Genomic DNA, 13,383 nt, shown 5'->3' with positions numbered 1-13,383 from the left:
TCCTAAGCTCGCTCATACGAGCGCTCTTAAGACCGGTCGTTCACTCGCCGGACAAGGCGGGCCTCACCGGATGGGTACCTTCAATAGCCCGTTGAAGCCGTACATGTGGCGTACCGAATGATGCACGGCATGAAAACGCCAGAGAAACGAAACCCTGTGACTGGCGAAATGGGCAAGGGTTATCCCTAGGTCGAGAAGCACGATCGCGATGGCCGCATCAGCCCATAAGGGCAGCGTCGTTGGCCAGGCTGATTCCCAAGGGACAAGGCTTGCGATGAGCGGAAGAAGCAGCACCATAGCCACAAGAGACCCTTCGTTTACAAGGGCATGCAAAACGTCCCGCCCGCCATCCCCATGGCTCGAATTCCACTGATTTTCGAAAGGCGCGATATGCTCGGCGGCAAGTGAGGTCCCGATCGCAGCGATGACCAGAACTAACAGCCAGGCCGGCGAACTATCCGAGGACACGATCGCCGTAGCGCCCCCGACAAAACCAAAAAAATAGAGTGGGGCATAGAGATAACGAAAAACGACCACTGGAGCCTCCATCAAACGATGGATCCATTTACGCTCCCGTCGCCCACCGGTCTTGAACGTTTCGGTGGTGTTTTAACGCACGATGGTAATCGCGATTTTTGCAAGACCCAGTGATGGCGTCACGCCGAACCATTCGACCAAACGACGGGTAAAGTGCGCTTGATCGGAAAACCCACCCGCGGCCGCTGCGGCAGCGACACTATGAGATTGGTCGAAGCTCTCGATGGCACGCTGAACCTGTAACCATTGCAGGAGCTTGGTTGTCGGCACTCCAAAATCCCGAACCGCAATTTCCCGCATCCGCGTGGTCGAAACACCGACGGCTTTGGCCAATTCCGAAGGTGTCGCCCCGGGTTCGATCCGTTGCAGCGTAGAGCGGAGGCGCGGGTCGATTTGGCTCGAACCCTTCCGGTTCAAAAAGCCTTCCATCCATTTGCGTGCCTCGTTCCCAGATCCAACCAGAGCCAATGCATTCGCTTCAGCGGTCGAAAGCCGTTCCAGTCCAACACTCTTGTTGAGGTCACGGGTTCCCATGAAAAACGGATCGACATACAGATTTCGCAGGATGGCACCGGATGGCGTCAAGCGGTGAACCGTGGTGGCAGGGATGAGAACAGCTTCACCGGGCGACAAGCGAAGATCTCGGTCAGCGTTAATGCTGCAAGAGTCGACCAGCGAAAGACTGATCTGGTGTGCCAGATGACTGTGCGGACGGTTCTCTCCTGTTTGGGCGTCGAGAAGTGCCCAGCCAAATCCGAGCATCATGTTGCCCTCCCATGAGGCGTCGGTGCTTCTCAAAGAGCGATTTCGTCTTAGCTGCTGTGCAATCGGACGTTCCTTTCTGAGAGATCTCAACGCGTTCCCGGCTCTCCTCAAGTCTCTTTCAAAGACCGCTCACTGCGCCGGATATCCTCGAGAATGATCTTGCTGCCTGGCAGCGCCGGCATCCGGGAACGATCGATGCGCAGATCCTGCGCGGGAAGCCGATATTCCATTTCGCAAAGAAGCATTCGCAACGAGCGCTCCATCACTTCGAGCACGACTGTCTCACCGGGGCAGCGATGATTTTTCGAGACATCGCCGCCGCCCTGAGGGATTAATGCGAACGCGGAAAAGTCTTCCTTGCGAAAGCGATCCGGATTGACGATTTCCGGCTCGTTCCAGAGATGAGGATCAGTGTTGGTTGCGTGTAAGTCGAGCAGGAAACGTCGGCCGGCGGGAAAACGGACATTTCGCCAGCGAAAGTCCTTTCGGCTCCTGGCAGCGACCGCAGGGAAGAACGGATAGAACCGGCGCACTTCCTGCACGAAACGGCCTAACTCAGAGCGATCGGATGCAGGGGTCGGAGCCACATCGGGAAATGAATGGAGAGCATGCGCCAGGAGAGTGATATAGACAGACGTAGCGACGGTTGGGCGCAGAACGTTCAGCAGTTCGACGGCAGCGATCCTGGGACTTAGCAGCGCACCATCCTCATCCCGGTGCGCAGCAATCACAGCCAGCGCCGATTCAGCGGGTGGGACCAGACGGCGGTCACGCGCATCCTTGATGACGCGAGCAAGCCACGCTTCGGAACGGCTGCGAGCGCGCCGGGCCCGAAAATGGCCCAAGCCGAGCGCGGCCGCGCGGTCGAAGAGTAGAACAAGGTCGCGAGTTCGCTTGATGCGCTCTTCAGCCGGTAGTGGCACACCGGCCCAGTCGCACACTGCTTCGGCCAATATGGGATGCAGCGCTTCGTAGAAGATTACCTGCGATTCCCGGGTCCATGCCGGGAGCTGGGCCAACCACATTTTCTCGAATTTCTCTCCCAGAGCCTCGACACGCTCTTGCGTCAGCAACGACACGAACATTTCCTTGCGCCGCAGATGCCGCTCGCCATCCAGACCCTGGACTCCGCCCTTGCCAGTCAAAGTCGCCCGAACCGGTTCCGGCATCGCGCCGTCGCGCGACATTCGCGCTTTATCGTAGAACATCTCGGCCGCAGCTTCGCCGCGCAGGCACACAGTCCGCCGGAGCAACAGGCGGGTTTCGAACATATTGCCACCGGTTCGCGAGCAGACCGTGTTTACGAAGTCATAGGGCCGCCTCAGGAAATGGAGTGTGCTGTCGAAGGGCCCTCGCGGTATGAGTTCTTCGCTCTGTTTTATGGAACGTTTCATAGACCAATACCGTCCTCTCGATTTGGCATATCGGTGCCGAGCCAGGCACGGCAAAACCAACCGGCGCGCTTTTGATTATGCTCCCGCCGATAAGTCTCGCATTGCCCCTTATGCTGCGATCAATCCTGCGGCTGCGGTGTGACGCGCAGATAAGGTTTTACCGTCTCCCAGCCTTTGGGGAATTTCTCACGCGCTTCTTCATCGCTGAGCGAAGGCACGATGATGACGTCCTCGCCCTGCTGCCAGTTCACAGGTGTGGCCACGCTGTGGTCCGCCGTCAGTTGCAGCGAATCGATAATCCGCAAGATCTCTTCGAAATTTCGTCCCGTGCTCGCGGGATAAGTGAGCGTAAGTTTCACTTTCTTATCGGGACCGATGATGAACACCGAGCGGACGGTGAATGAATCATCAGCCTGCGGATGGATCATTCCATAGAGATCAGCGATTTCACGATCCGGGTCCGCGACCAGCGGAAAGTTGAGAGCATGACCCTGGGTTTCGGCAATGTCGCCCGCCCAAGCTCGATGATCTTCGAGCGGATCGACGCTGAGACCGATCACTTTGACGCCGCGTTTGTCGAATTCAGGCTTGAGGCGGGCAACCTCACCAAGTTCCGTCGTGCAAACAGGAGTGAAATCCGCAGGGTGCGAGAACAGCACCGCCCAGTCGTCACCCATCCATTCATGGAATTTGAGCGTGCCATCGGTTGTGTCGGCCTCGAAATCGGGTGCGGTGTCGCCAAGTTGAAGTGTCATTGAAAATCTCCTGTGGTGAGCGCTAAAGCAACGCAGCTACACGTACAGATGGGTGCTACAGTTGCTGTAGGTGCAACCGAGATCGCGACCAAGCGGCGTTCAGACGCGATAGACGGCATCGCCAGCGTGCTGGTGTGGCGACCTTCCGCGCTATGCGGAAGCGTTCGTCTTTTCTCATTGCGTCCGGTCTTAATCAGCTCGTATTCGCGCTGGTTTCAGGCTGGTCTTCGCCCACCAGGATCAAAAGCCCCAGTCCCGCTACGATCGCGACGTCGGCCAGATTGAATGATGGCCAATGAAAATTGTCCCAGTACAAATCGATAAAGTCCCTGACGGCGCCAAACATCAGCCTGTCTGCAACGTTGCCGAGCGCTCCGCCAATCGCCAAGCTCAAGCCGAGCGCATGGATGGGGGATCGGGTTCTCATCAGCCAAATCCCGAGCATGCCCGAAAGCAGAACGCCGATCGCGATAAGGATCACGGGGGCTGCTCCACCGGCCAGTCCGAAAGCCACGCCGCTATTGGCGATGGCGACTAGATTGAAGCCCGGGAACACTGCGATCACGTTACCCGAACCAACCAAAGAATGCGCCCAGGTTTTCGACAATTGGTCGAGGCCGAAGCTAACCAGAATCAAAACGGGCGCAAGCCGTTTCGCCGCGCTCAAGGTCATCGGACGCTGGATGGTGCATTCACGACCACCATCTTTTCTTCGCTCATATCGACCATCGTATAACCTATACCGCCTGTTCCGAGACCCGACTGACGACGTCCTGCGAACGGCATCCAGTCGACGCGAAATGCGGTATGATCGTTGACCATTACGGCTGACGCGGCCAGCGTTTCGACGCAGTAATCGGCCCAGGACATTCGGTCGGAAAACACAGCCGCCTGAAAGGCGTAGGGAAGCGCGTTCGCTTGGCCGATCGCAGCATCGACGTCGTCGTATCCGTAAATGCAGACCACAGGGCCAAACACTTCCTTGCGCGATACATCGGCGTCGCACGGCGGATCGACAAGGACCGTGGGCTGGTAAAGGGTGGAACCCATGCGCTTACCCCCTGCGGCGAGCCTGGCGCCGCCCTGAACGGCTGCATCGACCCAGGATGCGACGCGGTCGACTTCGGCAGGACGAATGAGCGGACCGCATTGGGTTTCCGCTTTGGTCGGATCGCCCACAGTCAGCGCTTCTGCTCCCTCAGCGAGCTCGGCAGCGAAGTCCGGCAGTTCGGCGCGCGGAACGAACACGCGCTGCACCGAGACGCAGACTTGTCCAGAATGATAAAAGCCGCCTTTCAGGAGAGGAGGAATTACCTTGCCGCTTGCGACGCCCTCATCGACGAGGACCGGAGCCGCGCCACCGTGTTCCAGTGCCAGGCGGGTGCCCGGCGCCAGTTTGGAGCGGAGCATCCAGCCAACTCTGGCCGAACCGATGAAGGAGAAAAATGCCGTCCGCGAATCGATGACCATTTGTTCGGCGACATCGTTCGAACATGGCACAAAGCGGCACCAGCGTTCATCGAGTCCGGCTTCATAAAGGATTTCGACGAAGCTCTTGCAGGAAAGGGGCGTGTCCTTGGCCGGTTTCACCAGAACAGGGCATCCGCTTGCGACTGCCGGTCCCACCTGATGGGCGATCAGGTTCAGAGGATGATTGAAAGCGGAGATCGCCACGACCGGCCCAATCGGCTCACGGAAGGTATAGGCTTTGCGTCCTGCCCCCGCCTGCGTCAGGTCCATCGGGATTTCGCGCCCGCCGCTGGCGAACAATTCGTGTATGCACAATTCGACGCTCTGAATGGCGCGACTGGTTTCCACGCGCGCGTCGACGATGGGTTTACCGCCCTCGAGCGCAATCTGCATTGCCAGTGTCTCCGCGCGCTCGCGCATCAGCCCGATGGCGCGCTGCAGGATGGCGATGCGTTCATGCGCGGGGAGCCGCGCTTGTCGGTCTTCGTGCAGCGCGCGCGCCTCGTCGAGCCAACGATCGACTTGCGGCCAGTCGACCAGCTCAACGCTGCCAATGCATTCCTGGTCGTAGGGATTGAGGACCTGCCACGTCATTGGGGACACTCCATCGCCTTGAGTTCATCGATCAGAACCTTGCGGTTCTCGGAGTAATCCACCGGCAAGTCGACAAGGTGAACGCCGCCGCTTTCAAACCCTTCATTCAAGGTCGGTACCAGTGCTTCGCTGCTTTCGATCCGGTGGCCCGTCGCACCATAACTCTTCGCATAGGTAACGAAGTCGGGGTTGGCGAAGCTCAGACCGTAATCGGGAAAGCCAAGTTCTTCCTGCTTCCACCGGATCATACCGTAAGCGGAATCATTGAGGATGAGTACGACGAGGTTGAGGCCGAGCCTGACCGCGGTTTCCACCTCCTGCGAATTCATCATGAACCCGCCATCGCCGCATACGGCGAGCACGCGGCGCTCGGGCGACAGCATCGCTGCCATCATCGCCGAGGGGAGACCCGCTCCCATCGTCGCCAGCGCGTTGTCGAGCAGAATCGTGTTCGGCTCATGCGCGATATAGTTGCGGGCGAACCAGATCTTGTAGATGCCGTTGTCGAGTGCGACGATGTCGTCGCGGCCCATGACCGCCCGTACATCTGCAACGATGCGCTGGGGCACCATCGGAAAGCGGCCATCGTCGCTGCCTTGGCGGATGTGCGCCGCGATGTCCTCATGGACTTTGGCGTAGGCTGCCGGGTCACTAGGGTGTTTGCCGCGCAGCCGGTTTCCTAGTCGCTCGACAGATCCGGCAATATCGCCAATGACTTCCAGCTGCGGAAAATAGACCTGGTCGACCTCTGCGGCCTTGTAATTTATATGGATAACGGTGCGTCCGTCAGGCTCCATGTAAAAGGGCGGTTTCTCGACCACGTCATGGCCGATATTGACGATCAGGTCTGCGCGATCGATGGCACAATGAACATAGTCATCCGACGATAGAGCCGCCGTTCCCAGATACAGGGGGCTTGCCTCATCGAGCACTCCCTTGCCCATCTGCGTATTAAAAAACGGAAATTGGGTATCGTCGACGAACTTTCGGAGCGCCTTGCAGGCGCTACGTCGGTTGGCCCCGGCACCAACCAAAAGCAGCGGGCGATCGGCGGCGAGAATTCGCTCGGCAGCTTCGTCTAGCGCGGCATCTCCGGCCACCGCATATTGGCGGGGGTGGGGCGCAACGACCGGTTCGGAGGTTTCTTCCTCGGCAATATCTTCAGGCAGTTCCAGCAGAACTGCACCGGGTCGCTCTTCCTGAGCTCTCCTGAAACCTTCGCGCACGAGCGAAGGAATGCGCTCCCCATTCACGATCTGCTTCGCCATCTTGCACAAGGGAGTGAAAAGCGAGACAACATCGACGATCTGGAACTGCGCCTGCTTCGAGACCTTGATGGGTTTTTGGCCGGTTATCATGACCAGAGGGAAAGCGCCCAGAGCGGCATAAGCTGCGGGCGTCGTGAGGTTTGTCGCCCCTGGTCCCAGCGTGGCAAGGCATACGCCGGCTTTACCGGTAAGACGTCCATAGGTTGCCGCCATGAACCCTGCCCCTTGCTCGTGCCGGGTAACGATCAGACGGATCGACGAGGTCCGCAGTGACTCCAGAAGATCGAGGTTTTCTTCGCCCGGAACCGCGAAGATATACTCGACGCCTTCGGCTTCCAACGCGGCGACAAGAAGATCGGATGCTTTCATGGAATGGTTCTCGCATTGGTGAGGGCCTGGAGGCTGTCGGTGGCAGGTCTTCTGCTCGGCTACTGATTCAGGCTGTGACGGTGAATTGCCCCATCATGCCGGCATCTTCGTGCTCGAGGATGTGGCAGTGGTACATGTAAGGCAAATCCGGGTCGGTGTAGTCCTCGAACCGCAAAAGGAGCCGCACGGTCTCGCCCGGATAGACGACGACCGTGTCCTTTAACCCCTGTTCCGCCGCCTCAGGTGCCCGGCCGTTCCGGTCGAGGATACGGAACTGCACATCATGAATGTGGAACGGATGCGCCATCATCGAGGCATTCTCGACCTGCCAGATTTCGGTGGTATTGACCCGCACTGTCTCGTCGATACGCTGCATGTCCATCGATTTGCCGTTGATGGTAAAACCGCCTCCACGCATCATGCGCATTCCCATGCCCATATCGAGAACGAAACGGCGCGTCCGGACCGCGTCGCCTGGATCGATCTGAGGCAAGGTAGCGAGCTGGCGCGGCATAGCGATCGCCCGCCTGCGGCTTGCGGCCGGCCGGATGTCCAGCACGGTAAAGCGACGCCTTTCATCCATCATACCGCCCATCATCCCATCGCGACGCTCCCGTTCGCCCATCATCCAATTGTCCACCGGCCGGTCGGAATCGCGCGTGGGTCCGGGCCCTCTCATTCCCCGGCCCCTATTTCCCATGCCCATGATTTCGAGCCCGTCCGCAAGCAGCGAAACCGGCCTTCCGTCGCTGACATCGACGATTACCTGCGCGCGTTCGCCCGGGGCGAGAACAACATTGTCGGTTGGCAGCGGCGCGGCGAGCAAACCGCCGTCGGTTCCGATCTGATGGAAGCTGCGGCCATCGTCGAACCCGAAACGGTAAAAGCGTGCGTTCGAGCCATTGACCAGACGCAGCCGAAGGCGATCAGACTTTGCTTCAAAGACGGGTTCGACGATGCCATTGACCAGCATCGTATCACCCATCATCCCCATCATGACATTGTGCATACGTGTGGAGTAAATGAGGCTTCCATCGCTCGCGAAAGCGCGGTCCTGAACGACCAGCGGTATATCATCGATGCCATAGTCGTTTGGAAGGTCGAGCGCCTCGCTCGCGCTGTCGCGGACGTAGATCATTCCGGCCAGACCCTGATAGACCTGTGGCCCAGAGCGACGGTGCGCATGCGAATGATACCAGAACATCGATGCGCGCTGGCGGACATCGAAACGCGCGGTCCAGCTGCCTCCTGGCTCGATCGGTTGATGCGGTCCGCCATCGGCGCGCGCAGGCAGATGAAAGCCGTGCCAGTGGACGGTCGCCGTTTCGGATAGATCGCTCGTGACATTCATCCGCACCGTATCGCCCGCGTTCAGTTCAAGCGTGGGGCCGAGATAGGGCTGGTTGATGCCGATGGTTGGCGTTTCGATCCCGTCAAAAAATTGCGAGACGCCGTGGCGCAGATTGAGATCGAAAACCCTCTCGCCGCCTTCTCGTTCGCCTGAATAAAGAGGAGGAATGAGAAGTTGCGAGCGTGCCGTTCCCGAAGCAAGCGTTGCTTTCTTGCCTATCAATAGGTCGCGCCCGGCATATGCGGCTATCCCCAATGCACCTGCGCCAAGCATCGCACCGCCAAGAATGGAACGTCTGTCGATCATATCGCTTTCCTGCGACCGGAGCGCCGCTAGCCGGATTCGGCTTGCGGCGTCCGCACTTGCAGGCCTTTCGTTCTGTTGCGCCAATAACCCAGCGTGATCAGGGCGAGTGTGAGGATTTGCGCTGCCACCGGCTCGAGTGCTGGTGCAATGCCCAGAATCGGAACGCGGGGCAGGTCCGGAAGCGGGGTGATGCCCAGCAGACCGGCTTCCTGGAGGCCCGAAATGCCCTTCCCGGCCAGAACGACGGCAAGAATGCCGATCAGGATCGAGCTGTACGCGAAGAAGGTTCCGATCGGCAGTCGGCGGCTGTAGCGCAGCATCGCCCAGGCGATTAGTCCGAGCAACACGACTGCGGAGGCGGCGCCGCCGAGAATTGCGTCGGCATGCCCCTGAGTCCAGAGCGCCGCGAAGAAGAGAATCGTTTCAAAGACCTCCCGATAAACCACCAGAAACGCCAGCCCGAACAGAAACCATGCGGACCTGCGCGAGAGAGCGTGCTGCATGGTTTTCTGGATATAGCGTTGCCATTCGCCGGCCTGCGACTTGCCGTGCATCCAAATACCGACCGACAGCAGGACGAGCGCGGCAAAAAGCGATCCGAACCCCTCTACGAGTTCACGGCCTGCTCCACTTATGCCGATCAGGTAAGTCGCTGCCACCCAAGTCAGGCCACCGGCGACAAGGGCCGACAGCCATCCGCCATGGACGAAGGGCAGAACTTCCGTTCTCTCGGCCTTGCGCAGGAACGCGATCATCGCGATCACGATCAGCAATGCCTCGAGCCCTTCGCGCAACAGGATCGCAAAGGCTCCTGCGAATGCCGACGCCTCACTGGCATTGTCCGGGGCGAGGACCGTCTCGGCGCGGTAGAAAAGAACGTCGAGCGCATTCACCCTTTGGGCGACGGCGGCCAGCGGATCCCCGCGACCTATTGCCGCTCGAAGCTCCGCCATGCCGGTTTCGACAGATGCGAGCAGGTCTGCATCGCGCGTGCTTAAGACGGCTTCCAATGGTTCGAAGCCATCCAGATAGGCCGAGAGTGCGAGTTCGCGCGCTTCGGCCTCATTACCCGCTTCGTAAGCGGCAAGACTTTGCTGCAAGCGTTTGCGTGCCAAAGCGAGTGAGCCGGTCGTATCGCTCGCCATGGCTTCGGGATGAGCCCGCAAATAGGCCATAACGGCATCGGCACGCTCGGTGCTGATCGCCTCGCCAAGGGTTGCCGGCGTAAGGCCGGATAGAGCGGCGAGGTCAGGAATACGCGCCCGGATTTCCGGATCGTCGTTCCAGATCCGTCTGCCGCGCTCCACATCCTCAAATGCGATCGACCCTGAATAGTAGGCCAGGCTCCAGCGATCTTCCGCCCCGAGATCGGAAAAGCCCGGCATGGCCGTTCCCTCCAGACCCTGTCCAATGACCTGGTAGAGCGCGAAAGCGCTTCGCTCGCGGGCACGGACGACGTCGTCGAACGCGATTGGCGGGGGATCGAGTCCCTCTGCCGCGGGGCCGTCGCCTCCTCCGCTCACGCCATGACAGCTTGCGCAGTTCTGGGCGTACAGCGCGGCACCTCGCGCGAGGTCGGGTGCCGCCTCGGGAGCAAGCGGAACGGGAAACGCCGCGATCAGCTCGCTTGCCAATCTGCGCGCGTCTCGTGCGACGACAGCAGGCTCCACCTTCGTCGAGATTGACTCGACGAGAGCCTCTGCCTCCGCAACCAGCTGGGCACGGTGCGCGTTTGCGGGCAGGGCAGCCATGCGTTCGGCTACCGAGGCAGAAAATTCCTGCATTTCGGCATACTCCAGCTCGTTCGTGACTTCACCGCCGCTAACGGCTTCGGTGTAATCCACGGCGATGTAATCGAGCAGGCGCCAGGTCGTCTGAACCGCGTCATGCGTGCCTGCAGAAGCGGGCATTGCGACTGCGATCGACAGGAAAGCGATCAATTGGACCGCAAAAGCACGTAGCGTCATTTGGAGGCGGCCTTTCCGAGAGCCGAAACATGCTGCGCGCGAAGTTCCTCGGTGGCACGCCGGACAATAAGATAGGCCGAATGCAGGAAGATCAGTGCGATCACCGCTGCGACCAGCAGATCGGGCCAGGCTTGCCCGGTCCAGGCGACCAGGGCAGCAGCGATGATCACTCCGACATTGGCGATCGCGTCATTGCGGCTGAACAGCCAGATCGCGGATACATGTGCGTCGCCTTCGCGAAACCGCATCAGCACAAGCGCCGCCGCGATGTTGACTATCAAGGCTGCGACGGCGATCCCGCCCATCAAGCCGGCTTCCGGCGCGACCGCGTTAAGCGATCGCCAGACCGCCAGACCGATCACTCCGAGGCCTAGTACGCCCAGAAACAGCCCCTGTGCCAGCGCGACCCGGGCGCGCGTGCGGGCAGTCCACGCAAGAGCAAGGATGCCGATGAGCGTGATCGATCCATCGCCGATGAAGTCGAGAGCGTCGGCCTTGAGCGCTTGGCTGTCCGCCAGAAACCCGCCGAAGGCCTCGAAAACGCCAAAGCCCAGATTGAGCAATACGACGATCCAAAGGGCGCGGCGATAGGCGGGGTCTGCGCCTGCTCTTTGCGTATCGCCTGTGCAGCCGCAATCCGATGTTTCGTTATTCGACATGAGGCATTAGGTAACACCTCTAGCAACTGTAGGAGCAAGCCAAAATTGCGAATGGTTCGCGGTTTCGGAGCTGGAGGAGTGAGTTCATGCTTATCGGAGGTCTTTCGAAGGCGACGGGCACCAAGGTCAATACGATAAGGTTTTATGAGGATATCGGACTGATGCCCGAAGCCGCGCGTACGGCAGCGGGGCAGCGAACCTACAAAGAGCAGGACGTCGAGCGCCTTTCCTTTATTCGGCATGCTCGAAAATTGGGGTTTTCGATCGATGAAACACGCTCGCTTTTAAGCGTGAAGGCGAGACCGGATCAGAGCTGTGACGAGGCGGGTGACATCGCTTTGCGGCACCTTCGAGCCGTGGACGAGCGCATCAGTCGGCTACAAGCGCTTCGTTCCGAACTGAGAAGTGTGGTCGCGGCCTGCACGGGCGGCGAGGTTTCCGAATGCAAAATCATCGAAACGCTTTCTCGAAACCCAGCCGCCTCTTCCGCGGGTCGCTGACGCGAAAGCTATAATGGGACTATGGACACCGAACCCAGACAGCAAAAAAAGTGCTTGCACCTCCAGTCGCTGGAAGCGTTATCATCGTGATAATCCAGATTCTGATGTCGTGATCTAGGATTGGATGGCTGATTATGACGGAACTTGGGTAATTTGAATATTAATCAGCTTTCGCCTTATAAGAACGCTGCATTCATTCCATGGAATTTGGTCGAAAAAGAAACTACTCGAACAATATTCATTGTCCGGACGCTTCGTGACAATATCACATTACAGCAACCGAGAAGATTTTTGTTTCAACTTTCGTTTCACCTTGTTAGGGGCCACAGGATGTTCGATCTGAACGCCTTGATTCCCGTCAGGATTGTCGCCGCCCTTTTGGCGGTCGCAGCGCTGATGGCGTCTCCGGCGGTCGAAGCAGCGCAATGTGCGGACGAGCTGTCAGAAATAGCCTATTCGGTCCAGATGTTCGACATTGATGCGGACGAGAGCCCGCAAAACGAAAGCCCGGAGCAGCAGGAATGCGCCCACGGGCATTGCCATCACGTCGCCGCAGCACTGAAATCGAAGCTTTTAAACGACATGCCCGACCGGCTTAACATCACGGTTGGGTCGCATATGGCCGAAGAATTATTCGGCGATGCGAGCAATTTACCCAAACGCCCTCCTCGCGCCTGACGACCGTCACTGCGCTGCTTGACGCAGCGCATTTCGATTTGTCAGCAGAGAGAGTTTTGAAAAATGCCAGCCATCAAATGGCGAGGGGCCCTGATAGCAGGGCTAACCCTCGCCGCAATTGTCACGCCTGTGGCAGCGCAGGAGCGGGAGCTTCTGACGCTCGACGAGGCGTTGGGCCGGACAGGCGTGGTTGCCGAACCCGCTAACACCGAGTTAAACCCGCGCATCGTCGGCCCTCGAGCGGAAGCCGAGGCGGCGCAGGCTCTTGTCGGACAGGCGCGGTTGCGGCCCAACCCTGAAATATCGCTCGAGGTCGAGAACATCGCCGGGAGTGGGGCCTTCTCCGGGCTAAGCGCCACCGAATATACGCTTGCTGTCGGACAGCGGCTCGAACTTGGAGGTAAACGCGGCACACGCGTCGAGGCTGCCCGGGCGCAGGCACAGCTGGCGGATCTGCGGGCTGACCTTGCGGGGGCCGAACTCGGATTTCTTGTCCGTGAACGCTACGTAGCAGCGGCTGCAGCAGCCTCGCGCGTCGAACTGGCCCTCGATGTGGTTGAGCGAAACGAAGAGCTCGCCCGCATTGCCGGTCTCCTCGTAGAAGTCGGGCGCGAGCCCCCGCTCCGTGCTCTTCGGGCCGAAGCGGCCTTGGCGGAAGCGCAAGCCGAACTTCAGGCCGCCGAAGCGACAAGTCTTGCAGCCCGAACGGCCCTCGCCTCGCTATGGGGCGATCAGGGGGCGCCGCCGCTTGTTCCGAGCAGGTTCCCCGG

Annotated in this window: 12 protein-coding genes and 1 pseudogene; 3 read left to right on the top strand and 10 right to left on the bottom strand. The window is 59.5% G+C overall.

Features of this window, described 5'->3' with window-relative positions; translation table 11 throughout:
• Window positions 1-63: 63 nt before the first annotated feature.
• From Q9K01_RS12935 to Q9K01_RS12890, 10 genes are all read right to left on the bottom strand, one after another.
• Window positions 64-537, bottom strand: coding sequence for a sterol desaturase family protein (locus tag Q9K01_RS12935; RefSeq protein ID WP_160728993.1), 474 nt, complete (start codon window positions 535-537; stop codon window positions 64-66).
• 72 nt (window positions 538-609) lie between these two features.
• Window positions 610-1,302, bottom strand: a complete 693-nt coding sequence (locus tag Q9K01_RS12930; protein ID WP_160728994.1) for an AraC family transcriptional regulator — start codon at window positions 1,300-1,302, stop codon at window positions 610-612.
• Between the two features lie 107 nt (window positions 1,303-1,409).
• Window positions 1,410-2,696 (bottom strand): cytochrome P450, encoded by a 1,287-nt coding sequence (locus Q9K01_RS12925; protein ID WP_082837348.1) that lies wholly within the window; start codon window positions 2,694-2,696, stop codon window positions 1,410-1,412.
• A gap of 119 nt (window positions 2,697-2,815) precedes the next feature.
• Entirely contained in the window at window positions 2,816-3,451 is a 636-nt protein-coding gene (locus tag Q9K01_RS12920) for a peroxiredoxin (RefSeq protein ID WP_063506149.1), read from the bottom strand.
• 193 nt (window positions 3,452-3,644) lie between these two features.
• A complete protein-coding gene (lspA, locus tag Q9K01_RS12915; RefSeq protein WP_063506150.1) occupies window positions 3,645-4,124 on the bottom strand; it encodes a signal peptidase II in 480 nt (159 codons plus the stop codon).
• Window positions 4,121-5,515, bottom strand: a complete 1,395-nt coding sequence (locus tag Q9K01_RS12910) for an aldehyde dehydrogenase family protein (protein ID WP_160728996.1) — start codon at window positions 5,513-5,515, stop codon at window positions 4,121-4,123. Before Q9K01_RS12910 ends, lspA begins: the two co-directional genes overlap by 4 nt.
• On the bottom strand, window positions 5,512-7,152 hold the full coding sequence (locus Q9K01_RS12905; RefSeq protein WP_067505934.1) for an acetolactate synthase large subunit: 1,641 nt from the start codon (window positions 7,150-7,152) through the stop codon (window positions 5,512-5,514). Before Q9K01_RS12905 ends, Q9K01_RS12910 begins: the two co-directional genes overlap by 4 nt.
• 67 nt (window positions 7,153-7,219) lie before the next feature.
• Window positions 7,220-8,809, bottom strand: coding sequence for a multicopper oxidase family protein (locus tag Q9K01_RS12900; protein WP_063506153.1), 1,590 nt, complete (start codon window positions 8,807-8,809; stop codon window positions 7,220-7,222).
• A 26-nt stretch (window positions 8,810-8,835) separates the two neighbouring features.
• Window positions 8,836-10,776 carry a cytochrome c/FTR1 family iron permease gene (locus Q9K01_RS12895; RefSeq protein ID WP_063506154.1) on the bottom strand — a complete coding sequence of 647 codons (1,941 nt, stop codon included), beginning with the start codon at window positions 10,774-10,776 and terminating at the stop codon, window positions 8,836-8,838.
• Window positions 10,773-11,435 (bottom strand): cation efflux transmembrane domain-containing protein, encoded by a 663-nt coding sequence (locus tag Q9K01_RS12890; RefSeq protein ID WP_063506155.1) that lies wholly within the window; start codon window positions 11,433-11,435, stop codon window positions 10,773-10,775. The genes Q9K01_RS12895 and Q9K01_RS12890 overlap by 4 nt, the downstream gene beginning before the upstream one ends.
• A gap of 86 nt (window positions 11,436-11,521) precedes the next feature.
• Here Q9K01_RS12890 and Q9K01_RS12885 point away from each other — a divergent pair, with 86 nt between their 5' ends.
• The 3 genes and pseudogenes from Q9K01_RS12885 to Q9K01_RS12875 form a co-directional block, all read left to right on the top strand.
• A complete protein-coding gene (locus tag Q9K01_RS12885) occupies window positions 11,522-11,935 on the top strand; it encodes a MerR family transcriptional regulator (RefSeq protein ID WP_050600446.1) in 414 nt (137 codons plus the stop codon).
• Between the two features lie 330 nt (window positions 11,936-12,265).
• On the top strand, window positions 12,266-12,613 hold the full coding sequence (locus Q9K01_RS12880; RefSeq protein ID WP_050600445.1) for a hypothetical protein: 348 nt from the start codon (window positions 12,266-12,268) through the stop codon (window positions 12,611-12,613).
• A 63-nt stretch (window positions 12,614-12,676) separates the two neighbouring features.
• Window positions 12,677-13,282: pseudogene (locus Q9K01_RS12875) on the top strand (TolC family protein); the annotation flags it as partial.
• Window positions 13,283-13,383: the final 101 nt, after the last annotated feature.

Source organism: Qipengyuania benthica (genome assembly GCF_030717865.1).
GTDB lineage: Bacteria > Pseudomonadota > Alphaproteobacteria > Sphingomonadales > Sphingomonadaceae > Qipengyuania > Qipengyuania benthica.
This window is presented reverse-complemented; position numbering and strand designations above follow the sequence as displayed.